Annotated in this window: 11 protein-coding genes; 10 read left to right on the top strand and 1 reads right to left on the bottom strand. The window is 67.0% G+C overall.

Annotated features, from left to right (window positions below):
* Positions 1-210: 210 nt before the first annotated feature.
* Complete coding sequence (locus C8K18_RS04115) at positions 211-1,992, bottom strand: collagen-like triple helix repeat-containing protein (RefSeq protein ID WP_107706718.1); 1,782 nt, start codon at positions 1,990-1,992, stop codon at positions 211-213.
* 654 nt (positions 1,993-2,646) lie between these two features.
* Between C8K18_RS04115 and C8K18_RS04120 the strand changes: the two genes are divergently transcribed.
* The 10 genes from C8K18_RS04120 (at position 2,647) to C8K18_RS04165 (ending at position 12,414) form a co-directional block, all read left to right on the top strand.
* On the top strand, positions 2,647-2,814 hold the full coding sequence (locus tag C8K18_RS04120) for a Flp family type IVb pilin (protein WP_006053275.1): 168 nt from the start codon (positions 2,647-2,649) through the stop codon (positions 2,812-2,814).
* A gap of 150 nt (positions 2,815-2,964) precedes the next feature.
* The gene (locus tag C8K18_RS04125) at positions 2,965-3,465 is read left to right on the top strand and encodes a prepilin peptidase (RefSeq protein WP_053858227.1); all 501 of its coding nucleotides are present in this window, start codon (positions 2,965-2,967) and stop codon (positions 3,463-3,465) included.
* On the top strand, positions 3,462-4,034 hold the full coding sequence (locus C8K18_RS04130; RefSeq protein ID WP_107706719.1) for a TadE/TadG family type IV pilus assembly protein: 573 nt from the start codon (positions 3,462-3,464) through the stop codon (positions 4,032-4,034). The genes C8K18_RS04125 and C8K18_RS04130 overlap by 4 nt, the downstream gene beginning before the upstream one ends.
* A gap of 91 nt (positions 4,035-4,125) precedes the next feature.
* The gene (gene cpaB / locus C8K18_RS04135; protein ID WP_107706823.1) at positions 4,126-5,067 is read left to right on the top strand and encodes a Flp pilus assembly protein CpaB; all 942 of its coding nucleotides are present in this window, start codon (positions 4,126-4,128) and stop codon (positions 5,065-5,067) included.
* Positions 5,068-5,108: 41 nt separating this feature from the next.
* Positions 5,109-6,560, top strand: coding sequence for a type II and III secretion system protein family protein (locus tag C8K18_RS04140; RefSeq protein WP_107706720.1), 1,452 nt, complete (start codon positions 5,109-5,111; stop codon positions 6,558-6,560).
* A gap of 144 nt (positions 6,561-6,704) precedes the next feature.
* Positions 6,705-7,946: a fimbrial protein gene (locus tag C8K18_RS04145; RefSeq protein ID WP_053859039.1), complete on the top strand. Its 1,242-nt coding sequence runs from the start codon at positions 6,705-6,707 to the stop codon at positions 7,944-7,946.
* A gap of 3 nt (positions 7,947-7,949) precedes the next feature.
* On the top strand, positions 7,950-9,314 hold the full coding sequence (locus C8K18_RS04150) for a CpaF family protein (RefSeq protein WP_107706721.1): 1,365 nt from the start codon (positions 7,950-7,952) through the stop codon (positions 9,312-9,314).
* Positions 9,307-10,425, top strand: a complete 1,119-nt coding sequence (locus C8K18_RS04155; protein ID WP_107706824.1) for a type II secretion system F family protein — start codon at positions 9,307-9,309, stop codon at positions 10,423-10,425. The genes C8K18_RS04150 and C8K18_RS04155 overlap by 8 nt, the downstream gene beginning before the upstream one ends.
* A gap of 2 nt (positions 10,426-10,427) precedes the next feature.
* Complete coding sequence (locus C8K18_RS04160; RefSeq protein WP_107706722.1) at positions 10,428-11,537, top strand: type II secretion system F family protein; 1,110 nt, start codon at positions 10,428-10,430, stop codon at positions 11,535-11,537.
* Positions 11,538-11,586: 49 nt separating this feature from the next.
* Positions 11,587-12,414 (top strand): tetratricopeptide repeat protein, encoded by an 828-nt coding sequence (locus C8K18_RS04165; RefSeq protein WP_244231003.1) that lies wholly within the window; start codon positions 11,587-11,589, stop codon positions 12,412-12,414.
* Positions 12,415-12,432: the final 18 nt, after the last annotated feature.

A 12,432-nucleotide genomic window follows, 5' to 3' on the forward strand; every position in this document is an offset into this window, starting at 1 on the left:
GTATCTGAAGCCGTGTTCGACGCTGTGCCCAAACCCGTGAAACTGCATTCAAAGCGGGCGCGAAGGCCGCCGTTGAACATCGCTGTCCGTGCCGCAGGCGAGCTTGTGCGGATGTGCGTCGATTGCAGGTTCATCTCGCGTTAGTCGCCGCCCGGCGCGTGCCGCGCCAGCCGCACTGAGCGCGCGGCGACGCGCGAGCGGTTGCGCTTCTTACTTCTTCGACAATCCGCCGAGCAGACCGCCCACCAGCGAGGTCACGGGCGCGAGCGGATTGTTCGTGGTCGCATTACCCGAGGTCGCCGTGAGCGACACGCTCGCGGGCGCGGCGCCCGGCGCGCTCGACGTTGCCGCTGCAGGCGCAGTGGCGCTGCCGATGGCGCCGGTCACGGTCGACAGCAAGCCGGTGACGGGTGCAAGCGGGCTGCTGGTGGCGCCGCCGCCGGCAGCGCCGCTGAGTCCGCCCGTCACACTGGAGAGAATGCCGGTCACGGGCGCAAGCGCGTTGGTGCCGCCCGATGCGCCGCCGACCGCGCCCGTCAGGCCGCCGACCAGGCCGGCAACAGGGGCGAGCGGCCCGCTACCCGTTCCGCCCGTCAGGCCGCCGAGCACACCGGTAACTGGCGCAAGAGGCCCGCTACCCGTTCCACCCGTCAGGCCGCCGAGTACGCCGGCAACTGGCGCAAGCGGCCCGCTGCCAGCGCCGCCCGTCAAGCCGCCGAGAACACCGGTAACCGGCGCAAGTGGCCCGCCGCTAGTGCCACCCGTCAACCCGCCAAGCACGCCGGTAACCGGAGCCAGCGGCCCACTAGCCGTTCCGCCAGTAAGCCCACCAAGTGCACTCGTCAGCGGCGCAAGCGGCCCGCTACCGGTTCCCCCCGTCAAGCCACCCAACCCACCAAGCGCCCCCGTCAGCGGCGCGAGCGGGTTGCCGCCCGTTCCCCCCGTCAAAAGACCGCCAACCGACGCGACCGTCGCGCCCGTATCCGTCACCGTGCGTCCGAGCGCGGTCGTCACGGGATTGCCGCCGCTCGCGCCGAGCAGTACGCCGGCGTGGCCGAGCCCGCCGCCGAGCGTCGACAGCAGTGTGTTGACGGGCGCGCCGAGACCCGTCGTGTTGCCGACGGTCTGTGTCGTCGATGCCACCATCGACGTGATCGGCGTAATCGCCGTGCTCAGCGTCTGCGTGACCTGCTGCACCGGACCGGTCGACAGCGCCGTGCCGAGCACGCTGCCGCCGTTCGTGACCGCGCCGCCCAGCGTGCCGACCGCGCCGCCCAGCGGCGTCGTGAGTGCCGACAACGGAGCGAGCGGGCCGCTGCCGAGGCTCGTCACGAGCTTGCCGGTTTCCGTCACCGCGCCGCCGGCATGTCCGACGACGCCGCCAAGGCTCGACACCGTGGTCCCGACCGCGTTGCCGCCTGTGCCGAGCTGGCCGAGCCCCTGCGTGACGCCGCCGCCGAGCGTGGAGACGGCAGCGCCGACTTCGTTGACGATGCCGCCTGCGGCCTGGGTGGTCTGCGGGCTCACGCCCGGCAGCGTCTGTGAGCCGATTACCGTGCCGACGCCCGAGACCGTCGAGCCGACGTCGCCGATCACGCCGCCCGAGTTGCCGACCACGGTGCCGATCGCATTCGCGACCGGCGTCGTGCTCGGGTCGGTGCCGGGATCGGTGTGCGTGTTCGGATCGGTATTCGTATTCGTGCTGGTGTTTGTATTAGATTGGCCGCCCGAACCGCCGCTACCCGAACCGGCCGAGCCCATCGAGCCGCTGCCGCTCCCGGTCGACAGCGTACCGCCTGCCGAACCGCTGCCGTTGCTGCCGGTGCCCGAGCTGAGGCTTCCCGAGCCTCCGCACGCGCCGAGCGAAAGCAGCGCCGCCACGCCGGCCGCGATCAGCGTGGTGCGCAACGTGACGACGTTCGCCGCCTTCGTGATCCGGATTGTTCCGTTGAGGTTGGTCGTGTGGTTCGTGCCGATTGTTTGAATGTTCATGTCGCCCTCGCATCGCATGTGTTGTGTGTGGTCCTGCTGCGGGCTCTCTCTGCACGACCCATGCCATTTCGACTGACCAATAGCGAAGATTTTCGAATGGGCGTCGCAATGCCTTATCGAATAAGGCGTTGCCGAATTCGATGGAGCAAGCGCTAAATCAGAAAATGCATGGGAAAAAGGCGCCGCGGCGCATTGGCGATAGCGGCGTAACGTAACGGGCCGGGGACGCCGTTACGGAATTCGCCGTAACGCGAGCGCATATCGCGGCGTGTTCCGCTTGAAACATCCTTTCAAATAGTTAATTAGTGCACCGATTCAAAATTATGGTTAATACTATGTGCTGCAACGCACGAACAGCCGTTAACCTATGTGTACGGGAAGAACCAACGGGCAATCATCCGTGCGGGCACACGAGAATTGCTTAAAAAAGATTGTTCAGCTATAAAGCCCAAAAGCCGGACGGATTCACGAGGGAGGTGGGTTATCGAACAGACAGCTCATGCACATCCGTTTTATTGGGGGCGGCCGCAACGCTCAGATGCTGCACGGTAGCAACGCGCACCGGAACGAGAGACCAACGGTGCAGTGCGTGCTGGACCTGGCTGCAACACGCGGCACACAGAATGACGAATAAATCGAAAATCGAGGGTAACAATGAAAAAGTTCACCGCAAGCTTCCTGAGAGATAACCGGGGCGTAACAGCGCTGGAATATGGTCTGATCGCAGGTCTGATCGTCGTCGTTATCGGTTCGACAGTGCAGGGTCTGGGCACGCAGCTCAATACGGCATTCCAGACGATCGCCGGGCTTTTGCCTCATTAGCAAATAAAGCAATGGGGTCTCGGCAAGCACGGCGTAAGGCATTATTAATTTAACGTTTTACGTTCTTATTCCTGCCGGGATCTTGCCTGATAGGCGCACCCGGATTGCGATTGCAATCCGGGTGAATTGATGCGTCTGTCGAGTTCTAATATGCAAGTATCCTTCGCGCTTCTCGTATTCATGCTCTGGTGTGCGTGCGTCGCCATTTGCGATTACCGCAGCCGGCATATTTCCAATGCGCTTGTCGTTGTCGGTTTAATAACGGCGGTTTTGTGCGCTCTATTTAACATTTCTCCGTTCGGTATTTCCGCCGCTCAGGCCGCGGCCGGCGCCGCCGTCGGCCTCATCGCCCTGTTGCCGTTTTTCGCGCTCGGTGTGATGGGCGCCGCGGACGTCAAGGTGTTCGCGGTGCTTGGCGCGTGGTGCGGCGTTCATGCGCTGCTCGGGCTGTGGGCGGTGGCGAGCGTCGCCGCCGGGCTGCATGCGCTGTGGGTGCTCGTCGCGACGCGCACGCGCGTGGCCGCGCTGCTGCAACGCCGGGCGCCTACCTTCGAGCTGGCCGGCCGGCGCTCGACGCCGTTCGCCACATGCCTCACCGTGCCGTTGATGGTATGGCTCGCCGCGCAACTCGTTGTAGGAGGCGCCCGATGATCGCGCGTCCGCAACGCGGCAGGCAGGCCGATTCGAGACCCGCCTCGAGACTGGCCTCGATACCCGCCAACGGTATCGACGCCGCGCCGCGCGTCCCCGCACGCAACGCACACGCACGCAACACACACCCCCGCCGTTCCCAGCGCGGCGCTACCGCGATCGAATTCGCGCTCGTGTTCCCGCTCTTCTTCTGCGTGTTCTATGCGATCGTGACCTTCAGTCTGATCTTCGTCGCGCAGCAGAGTCTCACGCTGGCAAGCGAGGAGGGCGCGCGCGCCGCGCTGAACTATCAGAAAGCGAACGACGTCCCCGCCGCCATCAATCTGCGCGCCGCAGCCGCGTGCACGACCGCCACAAACATGGTCGCGCAGATGATCAGCACCGCCGCATGCCAGACCGTGCCCGCCGCATGCAGCTACCAGCCGGCCATGACCTGCATTGCCGTGACCCTGACCTACAACTACGCGGCGCATCCGCTCGTGCCGAACCTGCCTCTGCTCGGGCTCGTGCTGCCCGACAACCTGACCAGTACCGCCACGGTGCAACTCAATCCGGTGAACATACTTTGACTGACGCACACGCTCCGATTCCGTCGACTCCGGCTCGCTCGTCCGCGCATGACGGCCGCATGGCCTCGCGCGATTCATGGCGCGCCCGGCCATGCTGAAGCTGACCCGCATCGTTGCCGGCGCGCTGATTGCCGTCGCGCTGTTGCTCGGCGTATTCGCCGTGATGTTGCTGCGCCGGCCCGCGCCCGCGCCGGTCGCGTCCGTCAAGCAAACGGTGTTTCCGGTGGTGGTGGCGATGCGCGTGCTGCCCGCGGGCAAGCCGATCGGCGCCGATGCGCTGCGTGTTCAGCCGTTGCCGATCAACCCCAACGGCGCGTTCGCCGATCCTTCGCTGGTCGCGGGGCGCGTGCCCGCCGCCGACATCGGCGCGGACTCGCCGGTGCTCGAGGAGCAACTGTCGTCCGGTCTCGCCGAGCGGATCGAGCCGGGCGAGCGCGCGGTCGCGGTGCGCGTCGAGGAATCGAATGCGGTCGGCAACCGCTTGCGGCCCGGCAATTTCGTCGACGTGTTCTTCACGCTCAAGCGCGACGGCAATATGGGCAGCGGCGGCGAGATCGAGCGTACCCAGGCGCGTCTGTTGATGTCGAAGGTGCGCGTGCTCGCGTTCGGCAACGCGACGGCTGCCGGCGACACGTCCGGCGATCCGAACGGCATGGTCAGGACAGCGGTTCTCGCGGTGCCGGTTGCCGATGTCGACCGTCTGACGCTCGCCGAAAGTTCGGGGCGGCTCGTGTTCGCGCTGCGCAATCCCAAGGATGCCGAAGTAATCGACGCCGCCGCCTTCGCGCCGCTGCCCGCGGTGTTGAAGACAGCGACGCGAGCGGGCGACGCCGCGCCGTCCGGCGATTTAACGCGCGCGGCCGCCGGCGTCTCGCTCGACGCGCTGTCGGGCGGCGCGGGCAATGCCGCGCCACGCACGCCGGCCGCACCGCATGCAGCGCCGCCCGTCACGCGCGTCGTGAATCATGCGGGAAGCGCGGGCGGCGTCATCGAAGTGATACGGGGTGGGCGCGCCGAGACGGTCGCCCGATAGCGGTTTCAGGGAGCCGCGCGGCCACGCGCGTCCATAAAAAAATGAACAAACGCATTTTCGGGTACGGATTAACGGCGCTGCTGTGCGGCTCGTCGATGGCGATGTCGTCCGCGAGTTTTGCAGCGGGCGGCGCGGAGCAGCTCGACATCGCGGTCGGCTCGCAGCAGTCGCTTGCGGGCGGCCATACGCTGCGGCGCGTTGCGATCGGCGATCCGAGCGTCGCGGACGTGCTCATCATCAAGGGCGACAAAACGGGCGGCGTGCTGCTGATAGGCAAATCGCCGGGCACGACGAACGTCATGTTGTGGGAGCAGGGCAAGGACGCGCCGTTGTCGTACGTCGTGAACGTGAGTTCGCCGGCCGCGAAAAGTTTGCTCGGGCCCGGCACGCCGTCCGTGAAGGTGCTCGGCGACACCGCACTGATCACGGGCGCCGCGCCGACGATGGAAGCGCATCACCGCGCAGCAGCCGCCGCCGAGATCGAGGCACATCAGCGCGCGGCGCTGGGCGGCGCGGGCGGCATCGGCGCTGTGAACGGAGCAAAAAGCGGTGCAAACGGCGGACCAAACGGCAGCGCAAACAGCGCCGCAAACAGCGCCTCAAACAGCGCGCAAATCTACGACACCTCGACAATCGCGACCCGCTCGGTCGTCCAGGTCGACGTGCGCGTGGTGGAGTTCAGCCGCACGGTCCTCAAGCAGGTCGGCCTGAACATTCTCAAGCAGAACAACGGCTTCACGTTCGGCTCCTTCGCGCCGTCGGCGCTGACCTCGGCGACCTACGGCTCCACGCCGTCGTTCAGTTCGGTCGCGCCGATTTCGTCGGCGTTCAATCTCGTGTTCAACTCGGCCACGCACGGCCTGTTCGCCGACCTGAGCCTGATGGAAAGCAACAACCTCGCGCGGATTCTGGCCGAGCCGACGCTCGTCGCGCTGTCCGGTCAGAGCGCGAGCTTTCTTGCCGGCGGCGAAATTCCGGTGCCGATTCCGCAAGGTCTCGGCACGACGTCGATCGAATACAAGCCGTACGGCGTCGGTCTCACGCTCACGCCGACTGTGTTGAGCCCGCAGCGCATCGCGCTCAAGGTCGCGCCCGAAGCGAGCCAGCTCGACTTCGCGAACGCGGTCACGATCAGCGGCGTATCGGTGCCCGCGATCACCACGCGCCGCACCGACACCACGGTCGAACTCGGCGACGGCGAGAGCTTCGTGATCGGCGGGCTGATCGATCGCGAAACGATTTCGAACGTGGCCAAGGTGCCGCTGCTTGGCGACCTGCCCGTGATCGGCGCGTTCTTCAAGCAGCTCAACTATCAGCAGAACGACAAGGAACTGGTGATCATCGTCACGCCGCATCTGGTGTCGCCGCTCGCGAAAGGCGCGACCTTGCCGGCCACGCCGGGCGAGCAGTCGGAGCAGCGCAACGCGCCGGTGTGGCGCTCGCTGATCGGCGGCGTGGCGGCGCGCGACGCGGCGCCGGGATTTTCGAAATGAACGCGCGCGGCCAGGCGGCAGTTCGCGGCGCGCGCACGGCTTGCCGCTGCAAGATCGGCGCGCGTCTGCCGCAGTTAGGCTGCGGCGGGCAACGAAAGGCAAAGGCACGCGTCGTTGCGCCGATGCCGCAAGAGGATGGGCACGATGAACGCAAGAACGCACTCGTTGACTGACCGGGCCGTCACCGACTATTTCATGTTTGCGTCGCTCGCCGACGAACATGTGCACTGGCTCTCGGAGACCTTGCTTGCCGCGGGCGCGGTCGAGGCGGTCACGCTCGATCCGTCGATTCTTACGCAGCGTATCGCGACGCTCAACCCGTCGCTCGTATTCGTCGACTTTTCGGGCGGACGCGGCGCGGCGGCGAGCGCGGCGACGAACGCGGTGCGCGCGCAGTATCCGGGGCTCCAGATCGTCGCGATCGGTTCGCTCGCCGAGCCGGAGAGCGCGCTGGCTGCGTTGCGCGCGGGCGTGCGCGACTTCATCGATCTGACCGCGCCCGCCGCCGACGCGCTGCGCATTACGCAGCAGGTGCTCGACAACCTGGTCGAACCGGTGAGCCGGCATGGCCGCGTGACGGCGCTGCTCGGCGCGCGCGTCGGCATGGGCGTGAGCACGCTCGCGACCAATCTCGCGGTCATGCTGCAACGGCGCGACGCGCAGCAGGGCAGGCAGGCGGCCTTGCTCGATCTCGGCTTGCCCGCCGGCGACGGCCTGCTGATGCTCAACACCCGCAGCGACTTTCATTTCGTCGAAGCCGTGCGCAATCTGCGGCGCTTCGATCAGACCTTCGTGCACACGGCGCTTTCGCATCACACGAGCGGCCTCGCATTCACCACGCTGCCGCCGAATCTCGCCGACATGCGCGAGATTTCCTATTCGTCGTCGATCAGTCTCCTGAACCGGCTGCGCGCGTTTTTCGACCAGCAGATCATCGACCTCGGCGGCTTCTCGAACATCGAATTCATCGCGCACGTGGTGCGTGCTTCCGACGAAGCGTGGCTCGTCTGCGATCAGGGCGTGGCGTCGATCGTATCGGCGGTCGGCGTGCTGGAGGCATTGCGCGATGCGGGCACGGACACGACCAACGTCAGGCTGATCGTGAACAAGTTCGACCCGGATCTCGGCCTCGGCGCCGCGCAGATCGCGGAGCGTCTCGAGATTCCGCTCGTCGCGAGCTTGCCCGATCGCCGCGTGGCGCTCGGGCAGACGGCGAACCAGGGCTTGCTGCTCGCCGATGCCGCCGCGCGCGACCCGTACGTGCGCGCGCTCGAGCCGCTGATCGAGCGGCTCGCGGGCCCGGCACACACGAGCGCGCCGGCGCGCGGCAAGTTCGCGTTGGGCGCGCTCAAACGCTTCATCCCAACTTCTTCCAGACGGTCATAGACGATGGCAAAAGAAATCGAATTCGCCGACAACGCGCCGTCGTTTGCGCAAAGCCAGCAGTTCCAGGACATCAAGAACGCCGCGCACGAACATCTGCTCACGCGTATCGAGGAACTCGGCTCGGAGTTCGGCCGCTGGTCGCGCAACGCGATCAATCAGTTCGTCGATCTGGAAATGGACAGCTTCGTGCGGCTGCGGCGCGTGCCGATCAACGAGGCCGAGGTGCGCGCGATTGCCGACGCGTTGACCAAGGAGCTCGCGGGCTTCGGACCGATCGAGGATCTGCTCAACGATCCGGCCGTCGAAGACATCCTGATCAACGGCTATAACGACGTGTACGTGTCGCGCCACGGCATCCTCACGAAGATACCGGTGCGTTTCGCCGACAACGCGCATTTGCTGCGCATCGTGCGGCGCATTCTCGCGCCGATCGGCCGGCGTCTGGACGAATCGAATCCGATGGTCGATGCGCGCCTGCCGAACGGCGGACGCGTCAACGTGGTGATCGAGCCGCTGTCGATCGACGGGCCGATCGTGTCGATCCGCAAATTCCGCAAGGACCCGCTGCGTCCCGACGATCTGCTCGGCAACGGCACTTACAGTCCCGAAATCGGCGCGCTGCTCGAAGCCGCGGTCATGGCGCGCTGCAATGTGCTGGTGTCGGGCGGAACGAGTTCGGGCAAGACGTCGCTGCTCAACGCGCTGGCCTTTCACATCCCCGAGCCGGAGCGTGTCGTGACGATCGAGGACACGGCCGAACTGTCGCTCAACCATCCACATGTGGTGCGGCTCGAAAGCCGTCCGGGCGGCTTCGACGGTGCGGGCGTCGTGACGATCCGCGACCTGCTGCGCAATACGCTGCGCATGCGCCCGGACCGCATCATCGTCGGCGAAGTGCGGGGCGGCGAAGTGCTCGAAATGCTCCAGGCGATGAACACGGGCCACGACGGCTCGATGGGCACCGTTCACGCAAGCTCGCCGCGCGAGTGTCTGTACCGGCTCGAAATGCTGGCGGGCTTCGCGGGCTTCCAGGGCACCGAGTCGAGCCTGCGCCGTCAGATCGCCAACGCGATTGACTTCATCGTGCAGATCGGGCGGCTTTCGAACGGCCGCCGCCGCATTCTGTCGATCACCGAAGTGACGGGCCCGTCGGACAACATCATCGCGACGCAGGAGTTGTACCGCTACGAGCCGGTGCTGTCCGCGGACGGCGAAGAGCTCGATCAATGGGTGTCGCTCGGCATTCATCCGCATTCGCCGAAGCTCGCGCGCTTCCGTCAGCCGCTCGGGGGTGTGGGCTTCGGCGGTAGCGGCGGTGGCGGTTTTAATGGCGGCGGTGGTGGCGGTTTCGGCGGCTTCAATGTCTAGCGCCGCATTGATCTTTGCCGCGCTCGCGCTGCTGTGCGCGGCGCTTGCGCTGCTCGTCCTGCAGCGCGGCGCGCAACGCAAGGAGCAGGCGAGCGCGGAGCGCTTTATCGACAGCCGGATGAGCGTCGCGTCGACTGCCGCGATGAGCGGCGCGGCGATGGCATCGGGCGCAGCGGGTGCAAGCGGTGCTGCAAGCGCGCCGCGTGGCGCATCGTCTTCGGGCGGCGCTTCGTCTTCGTCTTCGTCTTCGGGCGCGGCCACGGGATCTGCGTCCGCTTCCGCACGCCGCGCCGCGCCCGGCGTCGCGTTCGCGCCGCGAGCGCCGGCCGCCGACGCGGGCTGGGACGCGCATCTGCGTTATCTGGGCGCACGCGTGCGCTATGCAATCGGCGCGAGGCTCAACCGCGCCGGACTGCGCAACGCGCGCGCGTCGCTCGCCGCGGTTGCGGCCATCGTCGCGACCTTGTGTCTCGTGGCCGGCAGCCAGGGCGGCCCGCTCGCCGCCGGCATCACGCTGCTGGGCTGCGCGGTGTTCCTCTACTTCGTGACGTCGATGCGCGCAAGCCGGCGCCGTCAGGCGATCGTGCGGCAACTGCCGTCGTTTCTCGACGGCATCGTGCGTCTGATCACGCTCGGCAACAGCGTGCCCGCCGCGTTCCAGGCCTCGCTGCAAACCACCGAGGCGCCGCTGCGCGAATGCCTGGACCACGTTTCGCGGATGCTCAGATCGGGCGTCGAGATCGACCGCGCGCTGTCTCACGTCGCGGTGCTGTACGGCGCGCGCGAACTCGAACTGGTGGGCGCGGTGCTGCGGCTCTCCGTTAAATACGGCGGCCGCGCGGACGTCATGCTCGACCGCATGTCGTCGTTCATGCGCGATCTCGAGCAGGCCGAACGCGAACTCGTCGCGATGTCGTCGGAAACGCGGCTGTCGTCGTGGGTGCTTGGCATGTTGCCCGTCGGCATAGGCGGCTTTCTGATTCTGACGAACCCGCGCTATTTCGGCTCCATGTGGTTCGATCCGGGCGGCCGCCAGATTCTCTATCTCGCGTTCGCGCTGCAATTGACGGGCGCGTATCTGCTCTACCGGCTCGCCCGGTTGAAGGCATGACGATGCGCCCGAACGAACTCTTCGCTCTTGCGCTTGCGTTCGCCGCCGCGGGCTTGCTGCTGCTTGCCGGCTTGCTGGTCGCGCGTCTTGCCGCGGCACGCCGCAGCGCTCGCACGCTCGCGCACGCACTCGACGGACGCGCGCTGCAAAGCGCGGCGGCAGCGGGCGCTCGTGGGGCGCAGGCGGGCAATGCGGCGAATGCCGCGCAGGGCGGCGGTGCTGCGAACGCATCGAGCGCGGCAAGCGTGGCAAGCGTGGCTAATCTGGCTAGCGGGTCGCACGCGTCCAACGCATCGTCCTCGCGCGGCACTTCGGCCAACGTCAAGCGCGCACGCGGCATGAAAGGCCTGCTCGAACGATGCGCCGACGCCGGCACGCGCTGGCTCGACACGTCGATTGGCCGGCAGGTCGTCGCGCAGGAGGACCGGCGGCTTCTCGAACAGTGCGGTTTCGTCGATGCCCGCGCGCGCGGACTGTTCCTGATGGCGCGGATCGCGGGCGCGATTGTGCTGCCGCTCGTCGCCGGCCCGATCGCGCACGCGCATGTCGACGGTCCGCGTTATGTGCTCGTCGTGATCGTCGCGTTCATGTGCGGCGTGATGGCGCCGAAGCTGGTGTTGCGCCGGCGCGCGGCGGCGCGTCGCGGCGCGGTCGTCGACGAATTGCCGATGCTCGTCGATCTCTTGCGCCTCTTGCAGGGCGTCGGTCTCTCGCTCGATCAAAGCCTTCAGGTGATGGTCAACGATTTTCGCGGCGTCTTGCCCGTGCTCGCGAGCGAACTCGAAATCGCGCAAGGTCAGTTCGCCGCGGGCCGCACGCGCGAGCAGTCGCTGTCGCGACTTGCGTCCAGCTTCGACAACGAAGACCTGCGCGCCGTGGTGCGCCTGCTGATTCAGGTGGACCGCCACGGCGGCGCAGTGCAGGAACCGCTCAAGCAGTTCGGCGACCGCCTGCGCGAAACGCGCCGCGCGATGCTGCGCGAACGGATCGGCCGAATGGCGGTGAAGATGACCGGCGTGATGATCCTGACACTGCTTCCCGCGCTGATGATCGTCACCGCGGGGCCGGGTGTGATGTCCGTGTCCCATTCGCTGAAGTCGATGCATCGGTAAGGAAACAGCAATGCAATTGATCAAGATACCGAACTATTCCGCGCGTGCGATGCGCTGCGCTTGCAGCGCGTTGGCGCTCGCGTTGCTCGGCGCGTGCGCGTCGCAGCAGTCCGGCTACGGCATCGGTCCGCAGGCCGAGCGGCAGGCCATGCTGCAGCGGACCAATCGCGATCCGGCGCCGGACACGCCGGGCATGTACCTGGGTCTGATCGACCGGATGCAGTCGCAAGGGCTTTACTTCGCGTCGCTCGCGCATATCGACGCGTTCGAGAAGCAGTACGGCGTCACGCCGGATTCGATCCTGTTGCGCGCGGACGCATTGCGCATGACCGATCAGCCGGAGGCGAGCGCGGCCGCTTACGCGCAGTTGTTACAGACGCCGCTGGCGGCGCGCGGGCATCGCGGGCTCGGATTGATCGCGGGCGGACAGGGCGACTTCGGCCGCGCGGCGAGCGAGTTGCAACAGGCGGCGCAGCTCGCGCCGACCGATGCGACGGTGCTCTCCGACCTCGGTTACGCGCGCCTGCGTGCGGGCGACGTCGCTGGCGCGCGCGTGCCGTTGATGAAGGCGGCGGAACTCGATTCGACGAACCCGAAGGTCGTCAGCAATGTCGCGCTTTTTCTGCTGGCGAACGGGCAGGCGGCCGCTGCACAGGCGCTGATGAACCAGCAGAAGCTCGCGCTCGACGTGCGCGCGGCGATCCGCAGCGATGCGGCGAAAGTCGCCGCCGCGAGCCGCGACGGTGCGCATGCGGGCGCTGCCGTCACCGGCATGACGGTTCCGTCGAGTGCGCGAAACGCGCCGGCGGGCACGGTCGCGAGCATGCAGAACACGATGGAACCGGCGCCGCGTCTCTTGCAACGGTTCGCACAATAACAGGCGGCGCGGCCGCGG

Origin of the sequence: Paraburkholderia sp. GV068, from assembly GCF_003058125.1 — a bacterium.
Taxonomy (GTDB): Bacteria; Pseudomonadota; Gammaproteobacteria; order Burkholderiales; family Burkholderiaceae; genus Paraburkholderia; species Paraburkholderia graminis.

What these genes read in the sequence shown, in the direction of transcription:
- C8K18_RS04115 (WP_107706718.1), bottom strand. Translation starts at nt 1,992, where the DNA reads ATGAACATTCAAACAATCGGCACGAACCACACGACCAACCTCAACGGA.
- C8K18_RS04120 (WP_006053275.1), top strand. Translation starts at nt 2,647, where the DNA reads ATGAAAAAGTTCACCGCAAGCTTCCTGAGAGATAACCGGGGCGTAACA.
- C8K18_RS04125 (WP_053858227.1), top strand. Translation starts at nt 2,965, where the DNA reads ATGCAAGTATCCTTCGCGCTTCTCGTATTCATGCTCTGGTGTGCGTGC.
- C8K18_RS04130 (WP_107706719.1), top strand. Translation starts at nt 3,462, where the DNA reads ATGATCGCGCGTCCGCAACGCGGCAGGCAGGCCGATTCGAGACCCGCC.
- cpaB (WP_107706823.1), top strand. Translation starts at nt 4,126, where the DNA reads ATGCTGAAGCTGACCCGCATCGTTGCCGGCGCGCTGATTGCCGTCGCG.
- C8K18_RS04140 (WP_107706720.1), top strand. Translation starts at nt 5,109, where the DNA reads ATGAACAAACGCATTTTCGGGTACGGATTAACGGCGCTGCTGTGCGGC.
- C8K18_RS04145 (WP_053859039.1), top strand. Translation starts at nt 6,705, where the DNA reads ATGAACGCAAGAACGCACTCGTTGACTGACCGGGCCGTCACCGACTAT.
- C8K18_RS04150 (WP_107706721.1), top strand. Translation starts at nt 7,950, where the DNA reads ATGGCAAAAGAAATCGAATTCGCCGACAACGCGCCGTCGTTTGCGCAA.
- C8K18_RS04155 (WP_107706824.1), top strand. Translation starts at nt 9,307, where the DNA reads ATGTCTAGCGCCGCATTGATCTTTGCCGCGCTCGCGCTGCTGTGCGCG.
- C8K18_RS04160 (WP_107706722.1), top strand. Translation starts at nt 10,428, where the DNA reads ATGCGCCCGAACGAACTCTTCGCTCTTGCGCTTGCGTTCGCCGCCGCG.
- C8K18_RS04165 (WP_244231003.1), top strand. Translation starts at nt 11,587, where the DNA reads ATGCGCTGCGCTTGCAGCGCGTTGGCGCTCGCGTTGCTCGGCGCGTGC.